Here is a 22,743-nt window from a genome sequence, read left to right on the forward strand (position 1 = left end):
ATTTGATTTACAGTCATTTATGTAAATTTTATTTTCTTTTATTAATCTTTTATTTATATATTTGTACATCTATTGTACACCTCAAAGCAAATGAGGTGTACAAAAAATACATAAGGTGTACAAATTTGTTTAAACGAGCTAATAGTAAGAGTTCAGTAAAATAAAAAAAATGAAAATAACTTTAAAAGAAAAAATTCTTAATACAGGCAAGATAAGTCTCTATTTAGAATATTACAAAGGTTCAACGGTTGATGCTAATGGAAAAAGACAACATTTAAGAACTCAAGAATATTTGAAAATTTATTTGCATCAAAATCCTAAAACGACTAAAGAGAAAAATGAGAATAAAGAAAATTTAAAACTTGCAGAAAATATTTTGGCTATAAGAAAGACAGATTACATTCAAGGCAAGTTTGAAATGAAAAGCACCACAAAAGCTAAAAGAACTTTTCTCAATTTCTTCTCTGAAATGGTAGATGATAGAGAAATTAATTTCTCTCATGATAATTATGGTAATTGGAAATCTACTTTTGTCCATTTAAAGAAAATAGTTCCACCGAATCTAACTTTTGATGATATAGATGAAAATTTCGTGAAAAAAGTAAAAGATTATTTTGATAATAAAGCACAAACAAAAAGCAATTTACCTTTATCTCAAAATTCTAAAGTATCCTATTTTAATAAATTTAAAGCCTGTTTAAAGAAAGCTTTTGAAGATGGTTTTCTTTCTATTAATTATTCTACTAAAGTAAAATCCTTTGAACAAGCGGAAAGTCAAAGGGAATATTTGACTTTTGATGAACTACAATCTTTGGCAAAGGCAGAATGCAAGTATCCAGTTTTGAAAAAAGCTTTTCTTTTTTCGTGTTTATCTGGGCTTCGTTGGTCGGATATCAATACTTTAATGTGGTCAGAAGTTAGAGATGAAGGAGAACTAAGCAAGGTAAATTTTAGACAAGAAAAAACGGATGGCGTGGAATATTTGTATATTTCAAAACAAGCCAGAGAATTATTGGGAGACAGACAAGCTCCACAAGAAAGAGTTTTTCGAGGTTTGAAATATGGGATGACGTACAATACTGAAATTATCCGTTGGTGTAATCGTGCAGCAGTTCCTAAGCATATTACTTTTCATTCAGCAAGACACACAAATGCTGTTTTGCTTTTGGAAAATGGTGCAGATATTTATACCGTTTCAAAAAGATTGGGTCATAGAGAATTGAGAACGACACAGATTTACGCTAAAATTGTAGATTCTAAAGCTAGAGAAGCTGCTGAAATGATACCAGAATTAAATATTGAAATTTAAAAATTCTCGTTTTTCTATAAAATTTGATGAAAATCGTTTTGTAGTCCAAACTAATCCAAATTAATCTTTTTTAGACTTTTGGCAATCCAAATTAGTCCTGATTAGTCTTATTTAGCCCACAAGTGCTTGACTGTATTGTATTTGTAGTTTTTCATTCTGACTTTTGCTTCGTTAAATCGAATAAAAGAAACAGATGGAAAATAACGAAATCATCATCCACAAACTCAACCGAATTGAAAAGCATATTTTCGGACTAAAGACAATTCTTAATGTAGAAGAGCTATCAGATTATACCGGCTTCAAGAAATCTTACATCTACAAATTAGTTCATAATAATTCTATTCCATTTTCAAAACCTTCGGGAAAAATTCTATTTTTTGAACGAAAAAAAATAGATGAATGGTTGCTAAAAAACAGCCATAAATCCAATGATGAAATTCAACAAGAAGCATTAGAATTTTCTTTACGCAAAAAATAAAGCCTAACTGTGACGACAGTTAGGCTTAAAAGTTTGTTTTACTTGGAAATAAAGTACAAACATTAAAAAAATTGGTTTCCTTCCATAATTTAAAAAACGTATGAACGAAGAAAAATTCTTGTATCAATCTGATACACCTTCTAAAACCATTTATGATCGAGCGATGAAATATTTAGACGAAAAATACAACATTCGTTTCAATACCATTGCTTTGGAGTTGGAGATTCAGTTGAAAGAAAATATGGGAAATTGGTTTGTTCTTAACATCAATTCTTTATTGATAGAATTGGCACAATCTGGTATTGATATTAATATGAATAAATTGGAGATTCTGGTTAGAAGCCATTTGATTCAGCAATACAATCCAATTCGTGAATATTTTGAAAATTTAGAAACTTGGGATGGAGAAAATTACATCAAAAATCTCTGTCAATACCTTAAAACTAATGATGATGAGGCATTTTATTATCATTTTGAAAAATGGCTTACAAGAGCTGTTTTGTGTTCATTAACCAAAGGATATGTCAATAAACAATCATTGGTTTTGGCATCGCATCAAAACTCGGGAAAATCCTCTTTTTTACGGTTTTTAATTCCACCAAAATTAGAAAATTATTACACTGAAAATATCTCCATCGACAAAGATGGAATTATTTCCATTTGTAAAAATTTGATTTGCAACCTTGATGAATTGGCGGTTTTATCTAAATCTGATGTCAATACGTTGAAATCTTTCATTTCAAAAAGCAGTGCCAATATTAGACTTCCTTATGCAAGAAAAGCCGAGTTTTTAGAACGGATTTGCTCATTTGTAGGTTCTACCAATCGGACTGATTTTCTTACCGATGAAACTGGAAGTATAAGGTGGTTGATTTTTGAGGTTTATTCTTTTGATTTTGAATATTCCAAAGAAGTTGATATGGATAAAGTCTGGTCTCAAGCTTATTTCAATGCTTTTGAAAGAAAAAATTACAATCCCGAATTAACCGCAGCAGACATCGCTGAAAACGAAAAACGAAACGAGAAATATGCACAGGTTTCAATGGAGCAAGAACTTATTTCTGCACATTTTGAAAAATCAGAGAAAATGGAAGAATTTCTTACAGCAACCGATATTATGTTGGCGATGAACAATGCTTTAGGATTGCGATTGAATAATGTAAAAATCGGAAAAGCACTCACCAGTTTAAAATATCAAAGGATAAAACATCCCAAACTTCAAGTGTACGGATATCTCATCAAAAGAAAAACAGAGTAAAACCTACTTACCAAAGTTACCAAGTTACCTTAAAGGATTTAAACAATTATCAATCAATGATTTATTAAGGTAATTAAATTTTAAAAATAGTTACCTAAAGTTACCTTAATTAAAAATTTATGGTAAGTAGGTAAAAACAGGTAATTGAAAAAATTTGCCTTAAAGTATTGTTAATCAATGAAAAGGTAATTAGGTAAGAGGAATTAAAAAAACATAGAAAACAAATAGAAAAAAATGAACTGCAAACAATTTAACAGCATATCGTTGGAAGAAGTCCTCGTTTCTCTTGGACACCTTCCAACCAAACAAAATGAAAAAGAAGCGTGGTTTCTCAATCCTTTTTCCACAGAAAACCACGCCTCTTTTAAGCTAGATAAAAGAAATAATATTTGGTATCTCCATTCCGAAGGAATTGGAGGAAAAAATACTGATTTTATGATGAAATACCTGAAAGCTTCCGTAAAAGAAGTTTTAGAATGGGCGGAAAAACAGAATTTTTCTTCTTTTCAATATCAAAATAATTCTAATACGAAGCAAAAAGCCCTAGCTAATAATTATACAATAATTGAAGTCAAAGACATTCAGCATCAAGCTTTATTGGAATATTTAAAAAGCCGAAAAGTAGAAAACCAACTAGAATTTTTAAAAGAAATTCATTATCGAATGAATGACAAAAATTATTTCGGAATTGGTTTTAAAAACGATTCTGGAGGTTACGAAATTCGCAATAAATATTCCAAAATTTGTTTAGGAAAAAAAGATGTTTCAATGATTAAAAATGGTTCTGAAAATTTGAAAATCTTTGAAGGTTTTTTTGATTTTCTCTCCTTTAAAAATATAGAAAAATCTTTGAGCGATGAAAAGTCTGATTACATCATTTTAAATTCCGTTTCGATGATTTCAAAAATTAAAAACTTACTCAAAAATTATAAAAAAATAGAACTTTATTTTGACAATGATGAAGCAGGGAATAGAGCTGTAGAAACTCTTAAGAAGGAATTTGAAAATGTGGAAGATGACAGGATTTTGTACAAAGATTTCAAGGATTTGAATGATTGGGCAATATCTTCTCCAAACTTGGAAGAAAAACTCGGCGGTTCTTTAGTGCAAAAAGTACCCAAAGTTTACAATAAGCGTGGTCGCTGATTGTAAAATTGGGATTTTTGATTTCTTCCTATCGTCAGAAATATTTTTAAAAACACTTAATTACAAACAATGAAAAACGACTTTTTACAAGAATTTATCAACCAAGCTACCCAAGAAAACGAAGCCAAAATTGCTCAGGAAAAAAGAAAAAGACACTTCCGAGAATTGGGCAGAAAAGGAGGTTTGAAAACCAAAGAAAATAAAAAATTAGATAAAGTGATTTCGATAAGAATGACCCATTCTGAATATGAAACACTCATTCAAAAACAAGAAAAATATTCGCTAAAACTATCAACCTATATCCGCAATGTCTTGTTTGAAAAAGAGTTAAAAATCAATGAATTTCAAACCGATGATATTTTACTTCAATTTGGAAATAACTTCAAAAAAATAACCAATCTTTTGCGAAATCGAGAATGGACTGTTTTTGAAAATAAGAAAGAAATCATAGCAAAAATTGAAATAACGGTCGATTTGATCCATCAATATTTATACACGAAAGTTCATAAAAATGAATAATTCTGCAACCACAAGAACCATCACTAAAATAGCTTTAGAATACAACGGAAACGACAAAGGAACCGCCGAAATGGTAGCGTCGAATTATCTTTTAAGTTCAACAGCTGAAGGTCAATTTCAGGAAATGAAAACCGTCGCAGATAGAAATTCGAACGTGAAAAAATGGGCTTTAACGGGCTATATTTCTCAGCCAGACGAAATCGGAAGAAAATTGACAGATCAAGAATTTGTAGAAATTGCCACTAAAGCTTTAGAAAAAATTGGAGTAACAGATAAAAATCAATACCGACTAGATATTCATAACAGTACGAAGCAAAAACATATTCATTTTATCGTGAACAGGGTTGATATTTCAGGGAAATGTACGGTAAAATCACACGATATTGGACGAAGATTTGGAGAAGCAGTTCGAGCAGTTTGCAAAGAAAAAGGGTTGTTAACCGATGTAGAAATCGGAATTCAGAAAAAAGCTGAAAAGCTAAAAAACTTAAAAGAAACCCTAAAAAAAGTAAAAAACTTTGATGAACTTATTTTGAAAATGAAAGCAAAAGGTTTTGAGGTTCAATTATCTACGAATGTAAAAGACGGAGTTTCAGGAATGCGAATTGTGATGGAAAAAGATAAAAATCTCAACACAGAAAGGATTTATAAAGCAGGTTACAAACTTTCTGAAATTACCAGCAAATTGAAAATTGCAGACATCAAGGCGATTCTCAATGAAAATAAAGAGAAAAAATTGGATGATGAAACTATTTTTTCTGAAAACTCAAACCAAGTAAATAATGGGAATGAGCTAAAAAGCAATTCCGTAATCAGCGAAGTTGGAAAAGCAATTGAGCAATTTTTACAACCAACTTATGTCTTCAATTCAGACGACGAATTATTAAGGAAAAAGAAGAGAAAATCAAGATAACAATTAAAAAATCAAAAAATGGAAAATCAACAACAAAAAGATGAAACGAAAATCAATGGAATGGAACTGCTGGAAAATGTCATAAAATCGAATGAAAAAACGGTTGCTTCTAACATCGAAAATATAGAATCTAAAGCGAAATTGAGTGCAGATATTGAAGATTTAGTTTTGGCGATTGGTCAAAAACAATTAGATTTTGAAGTAGTGAAAGAAATTCATAAGGAAACATTAAGTTTTTATGAGCAGGAACAAATAAAAAGAGTTGAATTTCTTGCCAATATTCCTACCAAAACAGAAACAGTACTCTCTCAGGAAACCATTGATTTTTATGGCAACCTGGAAAGGAAAATAAAAAGGAATGGGAAATTTATTTGGGGAGGATTTGGAACTTTTATTTTGGGGATTTTCACTTTGATTTTTTCCATCTTTTTTGCAACTAATTGGTACAAAGAAAGCATCAAATCAAAAAGTGAACTTCGCCAAGATATTTTAAATGAAATTGCTGGTGAAGGAAAAAGAATAATTGATGAAAAAGAAATAAAAATCCTAAAAGAAAACACTGAAATTATGCAACTTTGGATGAAGAATAATCCTAAAAAAGCAGAAGATTTTTTGAGATTTAAAGAGGGTTTCGAAGCGAGTAAGAAATCAAGATAAATATCTTTTTGTCTTTAAATGTTTGTTATTTCATTCAAATGGAATGTATTTGTTTAAAATATCAAACAATTTTAATTTAAAATAATTTCCTAAAATAAGATGATGAAGTGTTTGGCAGAAAGTTACAGGACTTGGAATTGCTCTGCAAACAATTGCGACATCATCATTTATACTAATTACATTTTGGTAAGAATTTTTTGCCAAATTTTTTAATTTTTTGGATAAAAATAGTCAATTTACGTTTTCCCGTAATTTTCTTTCATTTGCTTTTTGTAATTTTGAAAGGAAACAAAAAAACAAATGGCAACCAATAAAAATGCACAACTTCGATATAAAGCTTTAGACCAATGTTTTTCCAATTTTTACAAGAAATTTTATATAGATAATTTAATAGAATTTTGCTCTAATGTACTTTCTGAACATTACGCAAAATCAATGTCCGTTTCTCGCCGACAGATTTTTGACGATATAGATTTTATGAAAAGTGAAGCTGGTTTTGATGCTCCTATAGAATCTTATAAAGACGGACGAAAAGTCTATTACCGTTATGAAAATCCCGAATTTTCTATTCTCAAAAAACCATTAACCTCTACAGAATTAAATACGTTAAACGAGGCATTAGAAACTTTGAATAGAATGAATTCTCTCCCTGGTTTTGATTGGGTAAACTCTATTCAAACCAAATTGAAATCAGGACTGGATTTGGATAAAACCAATCAACAAATCATCAGTTTTGAGGAAAACGAATTTTTAAAAGGAATTGAGTTTTTAAATTCCTTATATCAGTATATTATTCAAAAACAATGTATAGAAGTTTATTATAAAAGTTTTAAATCAGAGTCAGAAAGTACATTTGTTATTTCACCTTATTATTTAAAGCAATACAATAATCGTTGGTTTTTATTTGGTTGGAATCACCAGTTTGAAAATATTCAAAATTTAGCATTAGATCGAATTTTGAAAATAGAATATTCAATTGAAAAATACATCGTTAACGAAACTGATTTTAATGAATATTTTGAAGATATAATTGGGGTTACGAATGATAAATCTGCAGAAGTTCAAAATATTAAAATTCAACTTTCTGACAATATCATTCCCTATATCATTTCTAAACCGATACACGGCTCTCAAAAAATTTCAGGTAATATTTTGACTTTAGAACTTAAAATCAATTACGAGTTAGAAACCTTAATACTCTCTTATGGAGAAAATATGAAGGTAATAGAGCCTCCGATTTTGGTTGATAAAATCAAAAACAGGATAAACAAAACATCTAATTTTTATTAATGCACTTCTACTGCATTAATAAACTACATTTTTGAAAAAAAAATAAAAACATAACCATGGGATATTTTACAACTTTTCAAAGCAATTACACAGTAAACAAACATGATGTTAAATTATGGAAACATCCACTTTCTGATATTGAGTTCAAATCTTTAGTAGAAACTTTAAAATTTTCTAATGAATTAAATCTCGATCCAAGAGACGCTACACTATTCTATGCGGAATGGTGGAGAAGAAACTATAATGGAGGCAAACCAAGTAAAGAATTTATATTCAAATCAATTGGTGGTAACATACAGTTTAATCTTGATGCACAACGATTTTACAAAATTGCGAAAAAAGGTGCAGAAATGCTTGGCATAAATTGGATTTCTAAACAAAACACGTTGTATTTCCGCACACTTTTATTGCAGGGAGGGCTTCCTTTGAATCATATTTCTGCAAATAAAAGTAATTACAAAAATTTTTTGATTGCTGTTTTAGAAGAACAACCAGAAAAGATAGAAGATTTTATCTTCCAATCTAGTATTATTAATCTTTTACCACCATCAAGTCGGAATGAAATAATATTTGAAAATTGCTTTGAAATCGTTCAATCCATTTTGAAAGATGATAATTTTTATGATGAATTATTCAAATCAAATGAAACAATAAAAGAAATTACTGATGCTTTAAAGATTAAGAAAAAGGCATTAGAAAAAAAGGTAAGATTTTTCAAACCTGAAAATTTTTGGAAACTAAACACCGAAAAAAATAAAATTAGTTTACGATTAATATTTAATGAAAAATATAATTCTGACTCTTTATCACAAATTTTGGGTTTTGCTACAGTAAATAAAACTTATCAGTTTTATTTGAATGATAAACTAATTTGTACTTTTATAAAAATGCTAAATGGTGATTATAAAACAGATTGGCACAATCAATCGGAAGAAATTTGGAATGGTGAACCGATTCTTCCATTGGCTTATGTGATGACTAATGACGAAAAGATTGAAGTAAAAGATTTTATTCAAACGATACCTAATTTAGAAGCACCTACATTATGGTTCCCAATTTCTGATAATAACTGGAAATTAGTAAAAAGTAATGGCGTTTCATCTGAAAAAGCACTTCTTCTACATCCTGAAATTTGGATATCTGAAAAAGATTTCAAAACTTTAAAAATTAATAACAACAATATAAACTACAGCATTTTTGAAGGAGAAATTGAAATTGTAAATTGTAAAAATCACAAAAAAAGAATATACAAAACCAATGTTTCTTCTTTTGATTGGACTATAATTAGTCAAAAACCAAATTGGATATTGAATTCAAATATGCCAATAGTAAGAAATAAACCTGAAATTTTGTTGTACAATGAGAAAAATGAGAAAATTTCATCTAGTAATTATAAAGTTTTTGCAAAATATCATGATCCATTTCAAGAATGGCAAGACTTATCAAAAATGAACAATTTTCCTGTAGGATGTGTTGATTTAAAAATTGAAAAAGACGGAATTATTTCTTATGATTTTTGTTACAATATTGGTAAACTTGACGTTATTTTTGCCAATCAAACAATAAATTTTGCAAATGTAAATATTAGAAATAATCAGTTTAATTTCAGGTTAGAAGAAACTCCACTTCTAAATATTGAAAAGAATGAAAATGATTTTTCGCTCCAATTAAATCAAGAATTTTTCAAAATACCAAAAAGTATAAAAGCTAGCTTAAAAATTGGAACTTCAAAAAGTTTAGTTTTTGATTTAGAATCTCCTTTCAAAGGCATTGAACTACTGGATAATGAGGGGAAAATAATAAATGAAGATGAAAAGATAACTTTTAAAAACCTCCATGGAATTAGAATTTTAACTCCAACAAATGCAAAAGCATTAATCAAAATGCAAAATGAATTAAGAAGTGAAGTGGTGATAATAAAGGAATCTGAAATTAGTTTGCTCCCATTAATTTCCTTTAAAGATGAATTATTAAGGTTGTATTATTTGGCGGACGCAATGGATTATAAAAATAGAGTAAAAATAGAATTGTTATCAGGAAATAAAAGTAAAACTTACTATATTTCTAGGTTTACGCATACTTTAGATGTGGAAGAACAAATAGAAAAAAAAGTGAAACTTTACGATTCTATAGATGAATTGGAACTTTTTGCCGTTCCTTTAAATTGTAAACCAGAACAAATCAATTTGATTCCTTTATCTATTCTTGAGAATGGTTATAAAATCCCTGAATGCAATTTTACTAGCCAATTCATTATTATTTCTTCAAAAAACAATAAAATACAACTCATGCCTCGTTTTGTAAATACTAATAATGACTTTATTGGAGAAGACAAAAATGAAAGAATTGAAAATTATCATAAAAAATTAGAAAATTCGGACTTTCAATCAGATTTATGGAAAGAACTTTTAGCCTATTTTAATATTTGTATCAATCACAATTTACCTTTCTCTACTTTTGACCAAATAAGGGCAATTTCTAGAAGCTCAAAAGTTTTAGCAAAAGCATTTTTCTTTTTAGGAATTAATCAGTTGGACATCGATGATTATATGCAGAAAATAATTCCTGAATTAGAAAAAGATTTAGGAATTTGTTTCCATTGGATAAAAAAGGAAGATTGGAAACTTGCCCTTAATGAAATTTGCGAATTAATAAGATGGGATAATTTCCCATTAGTTTTTGACACTTTATCAAAATATTTTGCTAATAATAATTTGGAACAAATTCCACATTTTCTTAATGATACAAAACCAAATGTTTCACCTGTACTTAATCCTAATATTATTGAAGTAAGGTCTAAATTAAACTCCAAGGTTTTGAATGGATTGCCCAGAAGTATTCCAAGAGTAAATGATTATTACAAAATCCCAAAAGATGGCCATCAAAACATCTTTTTATTAATTAATTCACCAATTGCTGTTGCAGAATCAATACTCGGCATTAATACAAATTATCCAATTTGGGGCGGAGATGATTTCAGAGAGAAAATTAGAAGAAATATACAGTATTCACAATATTTAACGCCAGATTTCTACAATCACATTATTTTACACACCTTAAAAACACAAAACTAATACTTATGAATTTCGAAAAATTTTATACGAAAACCGAAAACCGATTAAAAGATGCAATCCTTTCACTTTGGGCAACTGGTGATAAAGAAATGCAAGACTATTTCAAATATCTCTTATCTGAACAGCCCATCATTGCTGATGCAGTTTTTCAGGGAACTTTCCCTTGGGAACAAGCCGATGTAAATTTTGAAAATACTAATTCGGTTTTCAACAAAGATTTTATTAATGCTTTGGATAAAATTAAGGATACTGAATTTCAATTTCCTAAATCTAGGCATCCTTATAAACATCAATTAAAAAGTTGGATAGCATTACTTAACGAAAAAAAATCAATTGCGGTAACTACAGGAACTGGCTCTGGAAAAACAGAATGTTTCATGCTTCCTGTTTTACATGATATTTATGAAAATTGTAATAATCAAGAAGGTGTAAATGCTATTTTTCTGTATCCATTAAACGCGCTTATTGCAAGTCAACAAAAAAGAATGGATGCTTGGTGCAAAGCATTAGGAGGAATTAATTATGCACTTCTAACAGGTTCTACTGAAAATTCCGCAAAAAATCCAGAAAAGATAAAAGCAATTCCTCAATTAATTTCTAGAGAACAAATAAGAGAAAACCCTCCGCAAATTTTATTTACCAATCCTACCATGTTGGAATATATGTTGGTAAGAAATGCCGATGTTCCTATTATTCAAAAATCTCAAGGGAAACTTCGATGGATTTTGTTAGATGAGGCTCATACACTTACTGGTTCTAAAGCCGCAGAAATGGCACTGTTGATTAGAAGAGTTATTTCTTCCTTTGGAGTAGAAATTAAAAATGTAAGATTTGCCATCACTTCTGCAACTGTAGGAAACGGTAATACAGATGTTCTTAAAAAATTTATGTCAAATTTGTGTGGAATTTCTACTGACCAAATTGAAGTGATACAAGGTAAAAGAGTTAATAATGCAATTGACAATAAGGATATTCCTGATTTTTCAACTACACTAACTTCAAAAAAAATAATTTCGCTTCGTAATAAATTATTAGAAAATACAGGATTTACACAAAAGGAAATTGGTGATATTTTAGGAATTAAGGATAAATATGAACAGTTAAAAGCTATTGATTTTATTGCAAATCAAAAAATAGGTAATGAAAATCTTTTACCAGTAAGAGGGCATTTTTTTACAAGAGGAATTGGTGGCGTTTATGTGTGCGCAAACCCAAATTGTGCAAAACATGAACATCATAAACCAACTAAAGCTCTTGGAACGATGACTACAATTGCAGAAAAAAACTGCGAATGCGGTTTTCCGATGATTGAATTGGTATCATGTAGAAGCTGTGGAAATATGATGTTAGAAGGAGAAAATGATCAAGGCAAGATTACACAAAAAGCGACTAAAGGATATGAAGCATTTCAAGTAGATTCTGATGATGAGAATGAAATTGAAAACAACCAACAAACTTCAGTTGTGCGATTTATTAAAAATAAACCTTATCAAAGACTTACAAATAAACAATATTACACTTGTTCTATAGAGCAAAACGGTACAATTGACAAGAATAAAGGTGAACATTTTATTATGATTGATGATGGTAAATGTCCATTTTGTGGAAGTGGAAATGATAATCCTATTCATTTCAGGATTTCATCTGCTTTTACCAACCGTATTTTATCTGATATTATTTTAGAACAAACGCAAGAAAAAAAAGAAAAATCTGCTCTTACTTTATTTGATGGTAAAAAATACATCTCGTTTACAGACAGCAGACAAGGAACAGCAAAAATTGCTGCTCAAATAAACATAGACGCAGAAAATGATTGGACTAGATTTCAGGTTTATCATTTTTTAATCAAAAAATATAAAGACAATAAACCAGATGCAACTATTGAGGAATTGCATGAAGCCAGAGTTCAGTTGCTTGAACAAATTGACAAAGCTTTACCTTTTATGAAAAAAGGTTACGAAACGCAGTTAGAAGAAATTGAAAGACAAATTGCTAATAACGGGATTTCAGATTTTTCCACTTTCAGAGTTACTTGGAAAGATGTAATAAATCATATAAAAACAAAACAAGACTTTAAAACCCTATTTCTAAAAGCAGCAAAAGGTAGAGATTTTGCCACACAGCAAGATTCTTATGCAAAAAGTTTGTTATATGACCAGTTTGCGAGAAGATTAAAAAGAGAACGTTCTTTGGAAAATTTAGGGTTAGTAAACCTTGTGTATCCATCTTTTGATACTTTAACATTACCAGATGAAGCCAAAGAATTAGGAATTAATTTAATGGAATGGAAAGATCTACTTAAAATTTCTGCAGATTATATTTTACGAGATCAATTTCATTTTGATTTTGATGAATCGCTGTATCTTTTTTCAACCAATTTTTATAGGCCACAACTCATTTATCCACACAATTCAGATATTGTAAACGCAGAAAAATGGACTCTATTCAATTCTAATTCTAAAACACAAAGCAGATTAATATTGCTTATATGTGCTGGTTTAGGTAAAGAATGGCATGATAAAGAAAATATTGACGCAAAAAAACAAGATCAATTAAATGATTTATTGCTGAAAATTTGGAATACTTTAAAATCTACCATTCTGAAAGAAGATAATGGTGGCTATAAAATAGATTTTATTGAAAAAACTTGTTTTGAATTGGCTGGTAAAGAATTTCTATGCCCTGTTTCTAAACGTTTGCTTGACAAAAATTTTAGAGGTTATACTCCATGGATAAAAGGAAATTTAACTTTTGAAAATCTTGAAAATTATTACATCAATCAAAATATTGAAATTCAATTTCCAGTATTTCCATATCCAGAACAATTAAATGAAAAGAATGACAAAGTGCCTCGTAATGTTATAGAAAATTGGTTAGATGAAAATAGTATCGAAGCAAGAGAAAAAGGATTATGGAACAATTTACATGAAAGAGTATTTGGTTATGAAAAACTATTTTTAGCGGGCGAACATTCTGCTCAACAAAAAAAAGGAAGACTTAAAGATTTAGAAAAACAATTTGAGGATGGTGAAATAAATATATTAAGCTGTTCTACCACAATGGAAATGGGAGTTGATATCGGCGGAATTTCTGCAGTAGTAATGAGCAATGTTCCACCAATGCCTGCAAACTATCTACAAAGAGCTGGTAGAGCGGGAAGGCGTAGCGAAAATAAATCTTTGGCATTAACTTTCTGCGCTCCAAATCCCATAGGATTGCGTACTATGAATAATCCAAAGTGGGCTCTAGAACACAAAATTGCACCTCCTATTTTAAAATTTGATAGCAATAATATTGTAGAAAGACATATCAATTCTTTGCTTTTCGGACTTTTTATTCAATCTAATCAAAATGCAGGATTGAATATCAAAGAAAAAATTCAAAATTTCTTTTTTGACGATGCTCCAAATATTGGCGAAAATTTCATGAATTGGATTTATAACGTAGATGTTAGATTATACCACCAACAAATAAAAGATTTGGTAAAAGGTACTGAATTTGAAAATACAGACCATTCCCAACTCAAAATGAAAGTATATGATAACTTTATGAAAGTAAAAAATAATGTTCAAAAACAAATGGAAGGTTTTGATAAAAAATTACTTGAAATAAAAGAAACGATGGGCGAAAATAGCCCAGCCTATAAAGCTGTTGCCTACAGAAAAAAGAACTTTTTAGAAAAATTTATTCTTAACTATTTAGCAGAGATTAATTTTCTTCCTAATGCCGGTTTACCTACAGGAATTGTAGAATTTGATCATACCAATTTTGAGGACATCAAAAGAAGATTGAAAAGTAATCTTTTTTTTGAAAATCCTTCTTACCCAATTACCAGTGCATTAACTGAATTTGCTCCTGGAAATTCAATTTTGATTGATGGTTTAAATTATAAATCTGCAGGTATCATTATGAAAAATGACTGGGGAGAAACTGGTGAAAAAAATATAGTACAAGGTTGTAATTCTTGTGGTTATCAATTTATACCACCTGTTGAAAACAATATAAATGATAGTTGCCCTCATTGTCATGAACAAGGTACACTAAAAGGAATAGATTTAGGTGATTATAGAGGTAGTTTTACCGAACTTATTGAACCTGTTGGTTTTGCAGTAGATTTATCTACCTCTCCGAAAAGAGTAATTTCCGAAAAATCTAAACCACAATATTTAGAACCACTATTGTTAGGTGTAAAACCTTGGGAGAAAAAGCAAAATACCATTTTAGATATTAGATCAAGTGGAGAAAATAGAGAGTCTGAAGTACTTTTTTACAATACAGGAGATGGCAAAGGTTATAGTGTTTGTTCGGATTGCGGAAGAGTGGAAACTTATCATGAAAAATTAGCATCTCATAAAAGATTGCGAGGTGGAAAAACTGAAAATGGCGAAAATATTTGTACCGGTTATCCAAATCATATAAAAAGCAATGTTATTTTAGGAGCAAGATTCAAAACTGATTTTACAGAATTACGAATTTTGAATATAGATGGAAATCCTATCAATGATAAAGTTTTAATGTATTCTTTAGGCGTGATTTTTTCAAAATCTTTAGCAGAATATTTAGCCATTGAAGAAGCTGAATTAGGTTTTGGTGTGAAACAATACAAAAATTATCAGACCATATTTATCTATGATACAGCAAAAGGTGGTGCTGGTTACTCTTCGCAATTTGGTTTGTATATTAACGAAATTTTGGAAAAATCCTATCAAATTTTACATCATTGTGATTGCGAAGTGGCTTGTACTAAATGCTTGATTGATAGAAATACACAATGGCATTTAGAAAATTTGGATAGAAATATTGCTTTAGATTGGCTATTGTTTGCAAAAACAAACCAACTGCCAGAAAATTTAAGTCATACAAATCATGATATCCATCCATTACTTGCCAATATTTCAAATGACATAAGAAGTTTGCAATATCATTCTGGTATTAAATCATTAAATATTCATATCAACAGCAAAATTTCAGATTGGGACATTGATGAATTGCAGTGGCTAGAGAATTTAAAACGTGAACTAATTGAAATAAATCTTATAATTGAAGGTAATCCTGAATTCAAAAATTTCAATGAAAAACTTAGTTTATATAAGTTAAACTTCAATTATAATTTAAAACAAGGAAATTCACAAAAAATTGATGATTATTTGGTTCATGTAAGTGCAATTCTAAATAATGGGAAAGTATATTCGTATATATCAAATCATTCATATCATAGTTTAAACGCAAATATCTTAACTAATTCTGAAGAAAAGTATTATAAAGTTAACATACATCAAATAGAAGATTATCCAGATTTTAACTTACCACAGTTAAATTCAACAATCGAAGAAGTAAAAATCACGAATTTGCCTTACGGTTTTTATAGTCATCAATTAGCAGAAACTGTATTGGAAAATCTAGAAAATAAAATAGAATTTATTAACCAAGTAAAAGAAAAATCTTTTAAAGTCAACTATTTTGACAAATACAACCTATCAGAATTTTCAATGAGGTTATTGCTTCAATTTGTAGACACATTTCAAAAATTATCAGAAGTAAATATTAATGAATTTAATATTCACTTAGCCGAAAATAATTTTAAACAATCAAATAATACTCCTTATTACATCATACATGAATATAAAAACATTGGAGATTATGAAGAAGATTTATCCAAAATTTCTAAAGATTTAGACTTTGAAGTAAATCTTATAAAAGAAAACCAATTGCCACATTACAGATATTTTGAATTTATTTCAGATTCTTTATCGTTTACCATTAGAATTGATGGAGGAATTGCCCATGGAATAAAGCCTGTAGAAAGACTAAAATCTACAGAAATGAGTTTTGAGAATGTAGAATTTAAAATTAGAAAAGACGTACTTCATGATATTATTTATACGATTAGTAAAAGTTAAATCTGATTAATGCGCTTCTACTGCATTAATCTATACTACTTTTCCAAAAAATAACTTAATTACAATGAATAAAAAGTCCCAATTATACCTCGTTCTTACCAAACAATGGTTCACGGAAATTTTAGAAGGCAGAAAAACTGAAGAATACAGAGATTTTACGGATTTTTATATTAATCGTTTATGTGAATTAAATGAAGAAGGAGAAATTATAGACACTAAAAAATATGATACAGTGAAATTTCAAATGGGTTATTCTAAAAACGCACCACAAATGATAGTAGAAATAAAAGATATTATTATAGAAACTGATGAAAATGTGGATTTAGAAAACGGAGATTTACTCACTACCGAAAACTGTAACTTCACAATTTTGCTGGGAAAAATTTTAGAAAAAAAATATGTTTGATTTTATTGGAGATATTCACGGATATGCTGATAGTTTAGAACTGCTTTTGCAAAAATTAGGATACATAAAAACAGAACAAGGATATAAGCATTCTCACCGAAAAGTTTTTTTTCTGGGCGATTTTATAGATAGAGGCCCGAAAATTAGAGAAACTTTGCACATTGTAAAAACTATGATTGACAACGGAAATGCATTAGCAATTATGGGAAACCACGAATACAATGCTATTGCTTATAATACTTTAGACCAAAATGGAGATTTTCTTCGGAAGCATTCTGCAAAAAATAGGGCGCAACACAGCGAAACCATCAATCAGTTTAAAGGATATGAAAATGAATACAATAGGTATATAGAATGGTTCAAAAGCCTTCCTTTATTTTTTGAAAACGAAAATTTCAGAGTGGTTCATGCATGTTGGGATCAAGAGAATATCAACTTTCTGAAAAAGAAACTGAAAGGAAATTGTTTGAAAGAAAACAATTTGAAGGATTTCTATAATCCCAATACAGAAGAGTACAACACGATTGAAGAAACATTAAAAGGCAAAGAATTAAAACTGCCAGATGAAATATTTTTTTTAGACAAAGACGGGCATCAAAGAAAAGAAATTAGAGTAAAATGGTGGGAAGATTCATCAAATCATAATTATAGAACTTTTGATGTTCATTTTGATGAAAACATTCCTGATCTACCTATTTCTACTGATTACAATTTCTATTCAGAAAAAGAAAAGCCTGTCTTTTTTGGACATTATTGGTTGCAAGGATTGCCAACCATATTAAAGGAAAACGTCTGTTGCCTAGACTACAGTGTTGCAAAGGGCGGAAAATTAGTAGCTTATAGATTTAATAATGAAAAAAAACTTTCTAATAATCAACTGGTTTATGTATAAATAAATGGCAAAACTTTAATGGATGCACTTCTACTGCACAGCTTTTATCCAATTTTGGCCTATTAATCATTTAGAAATCCAAACAGTATGAACACACTAAGAGAACATCTTGCCAATTTTCACATTGCAGGTTTCACGTATTATGATGCGCCAATTTGCTTTAGCAAACTGAAAATAGGTACGCATCTTCGCTTAAAACTAGAAAAAGATAATAAGTTTGATGCAAGAGCAGTTGCCATTTATTACAAAGATTTCAAATTAGGTTTTGTACCAAGAGCCGAAAACAGAATTTTCTACAAATTGCTTATTACTGGTCATAAAAAAAGCATAGATTGTATAATTCAGCAAGTAGATGCAACAGCACATCCCGAAAACCAAGTGAGAGCAATCGCGTATCTCAAAAATCTTGATTAATTTTTAAAAATGGACTACACAATCTATTTTTTGAAACTCAGTTTTATTTTACCATCTTAAAACCTTATTTTTGAACATAAATTTTTTTAAAATAATGTCTTTACAAGAACTTAAACCAAAAATAGACCAAGTCTGGAACGCTTTCTGGAGCGGCGGAATTTCTAATCCTCTTTCTGTAATAGAGCAAATTACCTATCTGCTTTTCATCAAAAGATTAGATGATTTACAAGATTTGCAAGAACAGCAAGCCCTACTTACAGGTAAGCCCGTAAACAACCCTATTTACACCACAGAAGAACAGCAACTAAGATGGAGTAATTTTAAAAACCTAGAAAGCGAAACCATGTTCCGATTATTCCAAAAAGAAAACGGAATTTTTGATTTTATGAAAAACTACGGCGGAAAAAGCGCTTCTTTTTCTAAATTTATGAAAAACGCTGCGTTTATGATTCCTACTCCCAGATTATTGGTGCAAGTAGTAGACATGCTCGATAAAATAGACATGAATGATACCGATACCAAAGGTGATGTCTATGAATACATGCTGAGTAAAATTGCAACTGCGGGAACTAACGGACAGTTCCGTACACCAAGACACATTATCAAAATGATGGTAGAATTGGTACAGCCCACACCAGAAGATATCATCTGTGATCCTTCTTCTGGAACTTGCGGATTTCTGGTGGCTAGTGCAGAATATATCAAGGAGAATTACGCTAAAGAACTGCTAAAACCACAAGCCCAAACCCATTTCCAAAACCAAATGTTTATGGGAATGGAGTTCGATCCTACCATGATTAGAATTGGTGCCATGAATCTTATTTTGCACGGTATAGAAAATCCACAGCTCAAAGATGTAGATTCTCTTTCCCAAGCCAATGCAGATTTTCAGGAAAAAGCCACGCTGATCTTGGCAAATCCACCTTTTAAAGGCAGTTTAGATAATGATTCTGTAGACGAAAAAGTTCTGGCAATGGTAGATTCTAAAAAAACAGAATTGCTATTTCTAGGATTAATGATTAAAGGAATGAAAATAGGCGGAAGATGTGCCGTAATTATTCCAGATGGTGTACTGTTTGGCAGCAGTAAAGCACACAAAAAAATCCGAAAAGAAATCGTAGAAAACCAAACCCTAGAAGCCGTGATTTCTATGCCTAGTGGAGTTTTTAAACCGTATGCTGGGGTAAGTACCGCTATTCTAATTTTTACAAAAACCAATGCAGGAGGTACAGAAAAGGTCTGGTTTTATGATATGAAAGCAGATGGTCTAAGTCTAGATGATAAACGCCAACCGGTAAAAGAAAATGATATCCCAGATATTATAGCAAAATTCCATAACCGTAAAAAAGGGGTTTCGGTAACTTCGACAGGCTCAGTTACCCAAACTACCGCTTCAGTTACCAGAAGCGCGGAGGCTGAGCTTGTCGAAGCCAGCAGCAGAACCGAGCAATCTTTCTTCGTTCCCAAAACCGAAATTGCAGAAAATGACTACGACCTAAGCATCAATCGCTACAAAGAAGTGGTCTATGAAGAAGTTCAATACGAAAAACCAATCACTTTAATTCAAGACATTAAAAATTTGCAAGCAGATAATGCCAAAAAGTTGTTGGACTTAGAAAAAATGTTAGGATAATGGAGAAAGTGAAATTGAAAGATATAGCTGAATTTATTAAAACAGGAAAAACTCCTCCAACGAGTCAAAGTCAATATTTTGATGGTCCAATTAATTGGTATACTCCAGGCGACTTTAATAATGGAAAAAAATTAAAAACTTCAAAAAGAACTTTATCACAAAAAGCTTTAGATGAAAAAAAAGCAATTACTTTTCCTAAAGACACTTTACTAATAACTTGTATTGGAGATATTGGGAAAACTGGAATTAGTCAAGAATATTGTTCCTCAAATCAACAAATCACAGCTATAAAGCCGAAAGATATAATTGATGTGAATTATTTATATTATTGGTTTTTGACTAATAAAAATGTTTTAGCGAATATTGCGAACAATGCTGTTGTTCCTATACTAAACAATAAAACTTTACAGGAAATTGATTTTAATTATCCACCGCTTGCCACCCAACAACGCATCGCCGCTATTCTAGACCAAGCCGATGCCATCATCCAAAACAACCGTGCCATTGTACAAAAATACGATGCGCTAACACAAAGTTTGTTTTTGGATATGTTTGGTGATCCTGTGAAGAATGAGAAGGGGTGGGAGAAAAGAAAATTGAATGATTTCTTAGAAGTATTAGTTGATGTAGGTTCTAATGGTGGGAATGATTGGGTTTCAGCCAATATTAAAATGAAAGATGAAGAAGATTATGCTTTAATGATTAGAACTGTCAACTTAAATAAAAATGACTTTGAAAATAATTTAAAATATGTTTCTGAAGAAACATACAATTTATTTAAAAAAACCAAAGTATATGGCGGTGAAATAATAATGAATAAAATTGGAAGCGCTGGTGAATTTTGGTTAATGCCATATTTAAATAGACCTGTTTCATTAGGATTAAATCAATTAATGATGACATTTAAAAATTTAGATAAATTTTATTTCTATTTCTATTTTTCAACAAATTATGGAAAAAAATTAATTAACTCTAAACTAAATGGTGCGACAACAAAATCTATTACTAAAACAGCATTAAGAGATTTAGATATTTTATACCCTCCAATGGAACTCCAAAACCAATTCGCAGAACGTGTAGCAATGATAGAAGCCCAAAAACAACAAGCCCAGTTAGAGTTGGCAAAAAGTGAGGAGTTGTTTGCTAGTTTGTTGCAAAGAGCGTTTAATGGGGAGCTGAATTAATGTGTAAATGAGAAAACTTACCAATGAGTCTATCAACATTTTGCCGTGAAATAACATAGTAAATGTTGATATAAATGTTGATATGTTAAAAGCTTAAAGGTGTAAATAAACTTAAAAATACATAAAATAAAGCTTATTTAATTATATTTTTACCAAATAAGCAGATTATAATCTATCTATTTTATTTATATTTGCATAAATAAGCAAAAAAATGAAAGCAAAAGCATTTATTCCGTCAGATAAAATTATCGAACGCTTGCAGTACGAAAACCCTTGGTGGAACACAAAAGAAATTCCATCAGGTTATAAAAACATGTCGAAACGCTTGTATTTTAACTTGTTTTATCCTTACGTGCAAGATACAGAGATTAAAAGAGCTTTGGTATTAATGGGGCCGCGTCGTGTGGGTAAAACCGTAATGATGTTTCATGCCATAGACCAATTGATTCAAGAAAATGTAGATCCACAAAAAATATTTTTTGTAGGTATAGATAATCCTATTTATATCAACCTGAGTTTAGAAGATTTGCTAAACCTTTGTAAAGAGGCCATAAAAGCAGCTTCATTAGAAGGCTGTTATGTGTTTTTTGATGAAATTCAGTACCTCAAAGATTGGGAAAGGCATTTAAAAGTATTGGTAGATTCGTTTCCCAATACAAAATTTATCGTTTCAGGTTCGGCTGCAGCGGCTTTAAAATGGCACAGCACCGAAAGTGGCGCAGGCAGATTCACCGATTTTATGTTGCCTCCGCTTACTTTTCAGGAGTTTATTCATCTGAAAGGAAAAACCCATATTATGTATGAAGGCACGATAACGTATGACAATAAGTTAATTCCCTATCATTTAGCAAAAGATATGGAAGAATTGAATAGAGAGTTTATTAATTATCTCAATTTTGGAGGATATCCCGAAGTAGTTTTATCAGAACGTATTCAGAGTGATATGGGCAGATATGTTAAAAATGATATTGTTGATAAAGTTTTACTTCGCGATTTACCCAGTTTATATGGCATTAAAGATGTTCAAGAGTTGAATCGTTTTTTTAGTTACATCGCTTATAATACGGGAAATGAATTCTCCTATGAAACGATGAGTAGAGACAGTGGTATTCAAAAAGATACCTTAAAAAAATATTTGGAATACTTAGAAGCAGCTTTTTTAATCAAGGTATTAAACAAATTAGACAGCAAAGCCAAACAACTAAAACGGATAACCAGTTTTAAAGTATATCTTACCAATTCATCATTGCGAACGGCTTTGTTTTCTCCGGTTTCAGAACTAGATAGCGACATGGGAAATATTGTAGAAACGGCTATTTTATCACAATGGATGCACAGAGAAAACCTTAATTTACATTATGCAAGATGGAAAGATAAAAAAGAAGGCGAAGTGGATTTAGTGCTTTTAGACGAAAAATTTTTTAAACCAGCATGGGCTGTAGAAATAAAATGGAGCAATCGTTATTTTGAAAAACCTAACGAATTACAAAGTCTTTTGCATTTTTGCGATAATAATAAACTATCAACAGCATTGGTTACAAGTATTAATAAAACAGGAAATGTAACGATGCAAAATATTGATTTGTGCTTTATTCCTGCAGCAATTTATGCGTACAATATTGGAGTAGGCACATTAAGAAGAAAAGGTGTTGAATAAAAAATCACAACTA

The 22,743-nt window shown here is 30.2% G+C and carries 16 protein-coding genes; all 16 read left to right on the forward strand.

The window, feature by feature from the left end:
• The first annotated feature begins 169 nt into the window (after window positions 1-169).
• The 16 genes from QO190_RS02985 to QO190_RS03060 all read left to right on the forward strand — a co-directional run bounded on the left by QO190_RS02985 (window position 170) and on the right by QO190_RS03060 (window position 22,730).
• Window positions 170-1,309 carry a site-specific integrase gene (locus tag QO190_RS02985; RefSeq protein ID WP_371461206.1) on the forward strand — a complete coding sequence of 380 codons (1,140 nt, stop codon included), beginning with the start codon at window positions 170-172 and terminating at the stop codon, window positions 1,307-1,309.
• 193 nt (window positions 1,310-1,502) lie between these two features.
• The gene (locus tag QO190_RS02990; protein WP_213196007.1) at window positions 1,503-1,787 is read left to right on the forward strand and encodes an AlpA family transcriptional regulator; all 285 of its coding nucleotides are present in this window, start codon (window positions 1,503-1,505) and stop codon (window positions 1,785-1,787) included.
• Window positions 1,788-1,887: 100 nt separating this feature from the next.
• Window positions 1,888-3,045 (forward strand): VapE domain-containing protein, encoded by a 1,158-nt coding sequence (locus tag QO190_RS02995; protein WP_371461205.1) that lies wholly within the window; start codon window positions 1,888-1,890, stop codon window positions 3,043-3,045.
• A gap of 234 nt (window positions 3,046-3,279) precedes the next feature.
• On the forward strand, window positions 3,280-4,191 hold the full coding sequence (locus QO190_RS03000; RefSeq protein ID WP_371461204.1) for a toprim domain-containing protein: 912 nt from the start codon (window positions 3,280-3,282) through the stop codon (window positions 4,189-4,191).
• 69 nt (window positions 4,192-4,260) lie between these two features.
• Entirely contained in the window at window positions 4,261-4,710 is a 450-nt protein-coding gene (locus QO190_RS03005) for a special sigma factor (RefSeq protein WP_371461202.1), read from the forward strand.
• Window positions 4,703-5,623, forward strand: a complete 921-nt coding sequence (locus QO190_RS03010) for a relaxase/mobilization nuclease domain-containing protein (protein ID WP_371461201.1) — start codon at window positions 4,703-4,705, stop codon at window positions 5,621-5,623. The genes QO190_RS03005 and QO190_RS03010 overlap by 8 nt, the downstream gene beginning before the upstream one ends.
• Window positions 5,624-5,641: 18 nt before the next feature.
• Window positions 5,642-6,280, forward strand: a complete 639-nt coding sequence (locus QO190_RS03015) for a hypothetical protein (RefSeq protein ID WP_371461200.1) — start codon at window positions 5,642-5,644, stop codon at window positions 6,278-6,280.
• 300 nt (window positions 6,281-6,580) lie between these two features.
• Window positions 6,581-7,570: a helix-turn-helix transcriptional regulator gene (locus tag QO190_RS03020; protein ID WP_371461199.1), complete on the forward strand. Its 990-nt coding sequence runs from the start codon at window positions 6,581-6,583 to the stop codon at window positions 7,568-7,570.
• Between the two features lie 56 nt (window positions 7,571-7,626).
• Window positions 7,627-10,644: a hypothetical protein gene (locus QO190_RS03025; RefSeq protein ID WP_371461197.1), complete on the forward strand. Its 3,018-nt coding sequence runs from the start codon at window positions 7,627-7,629 to the stop codon at window positions 10,642-10,644.
• 5 nt (window positions 10,645-10,649) lie between these two features.
• Window positions 10,650-16,544 (forward strand): DEAD/DEAH box helicase, encoded by a 5,895-nt coding sequence (locus QO190_RS03030; RefSeq protein ID WP_371461196.1) that lies wholly within the window; start codon window positions 10,650-10,652, stop codon window positions 16,542-16,544.
• Between the two features lie 64 nt (window positions 16,545-16,608).
• On the forward strand, window positions 16,609-16,950 hold the full coding sequence (locus QO190_RS03035; protein ID WP_371461195.1) for a hypothetical protein: 342 nt from the start codon (window positions 16,609-16,611) through the stop codon (window positions 16,948-16,950).
• Complete coding sequence (locus tag QO190_RS03040; RefSeq protein WP_371461193.1) at window positions 16,943-17,842, forward strand: metallophosphoesterase; 900 nt, start codon at window positions 16,943-16,945, stop codon at window positions 17,840-17,842. Before QO190_RS03035 ends, QO190_RS03040 begins: the two co-directional genes overlap by 8 nt.
• Before the next feature lie 87 nt (window positions 17,843-17,929).
• On the forward strand, window positions 17,930-18,256 hold the full coding sequence (locus QO190_RS03045) for an HIRAN domain-containing protein (RefSeq protein WP_371461192.1): 327 nt from the start codon (window positions 17,930-17,932) through the stop codon (window positions 18,254-18,256).
• A 94-nt stretch (window positions 18,257-18,350) separates the two neighbouring features.
• A complete protein-coding gene (locus QO190_RS03050; protein WP_371461191.1) occupies window positions 18,351-19,889 on the forward strand; it encodes an N-6 DNA methylase in 1,539 nt (512 codons plus the stop codon).
• Window positions 19,889-21,073, forward strand: a complete 1,185-nt coding sequence (locus QO190_RS03055) for a restriction endonuclease subunit S (RefSeq protein WP_371461190.1) — start codon at window positions 19,889-19,891, stop codon at window positions 21,071-21,073. The genes QO190_RS03050 and QO190_RS03055 overlap by 1 nt, the downstream gene beginning before the upstream one ends.
• Before the next feature lie 211 nt (window positions 21,074-21,284).
• Window positions 21,285-22,730 carry an ATP-binding protein gene (locus QO190_RS03060; protein WP_371461188.1) on the forward strand — a complete coding sequence of 482 codons (1,446 nt, stop codon included), beginning with the start codon at window positions 21,285-21,287 and terminating at the stop codon, window positions 22,728-22,730.
• The last annotated feature ends 13 nt before the right edge of the window (window positions 22,731-22,743 follow it).

The sequence above is a fragment of the Cloacibacterium sp. Arc13 genome, from assembly GCF_041431305.1.
In the GTDB taxonomy this organism is placed as follows: domain Bacteria; phylum Bacteroidota; class Bacteroidia; order Flavobacteriales; family Weeksellaceae; genus Cloacibacterium; species Cloacibacterium caeni_B.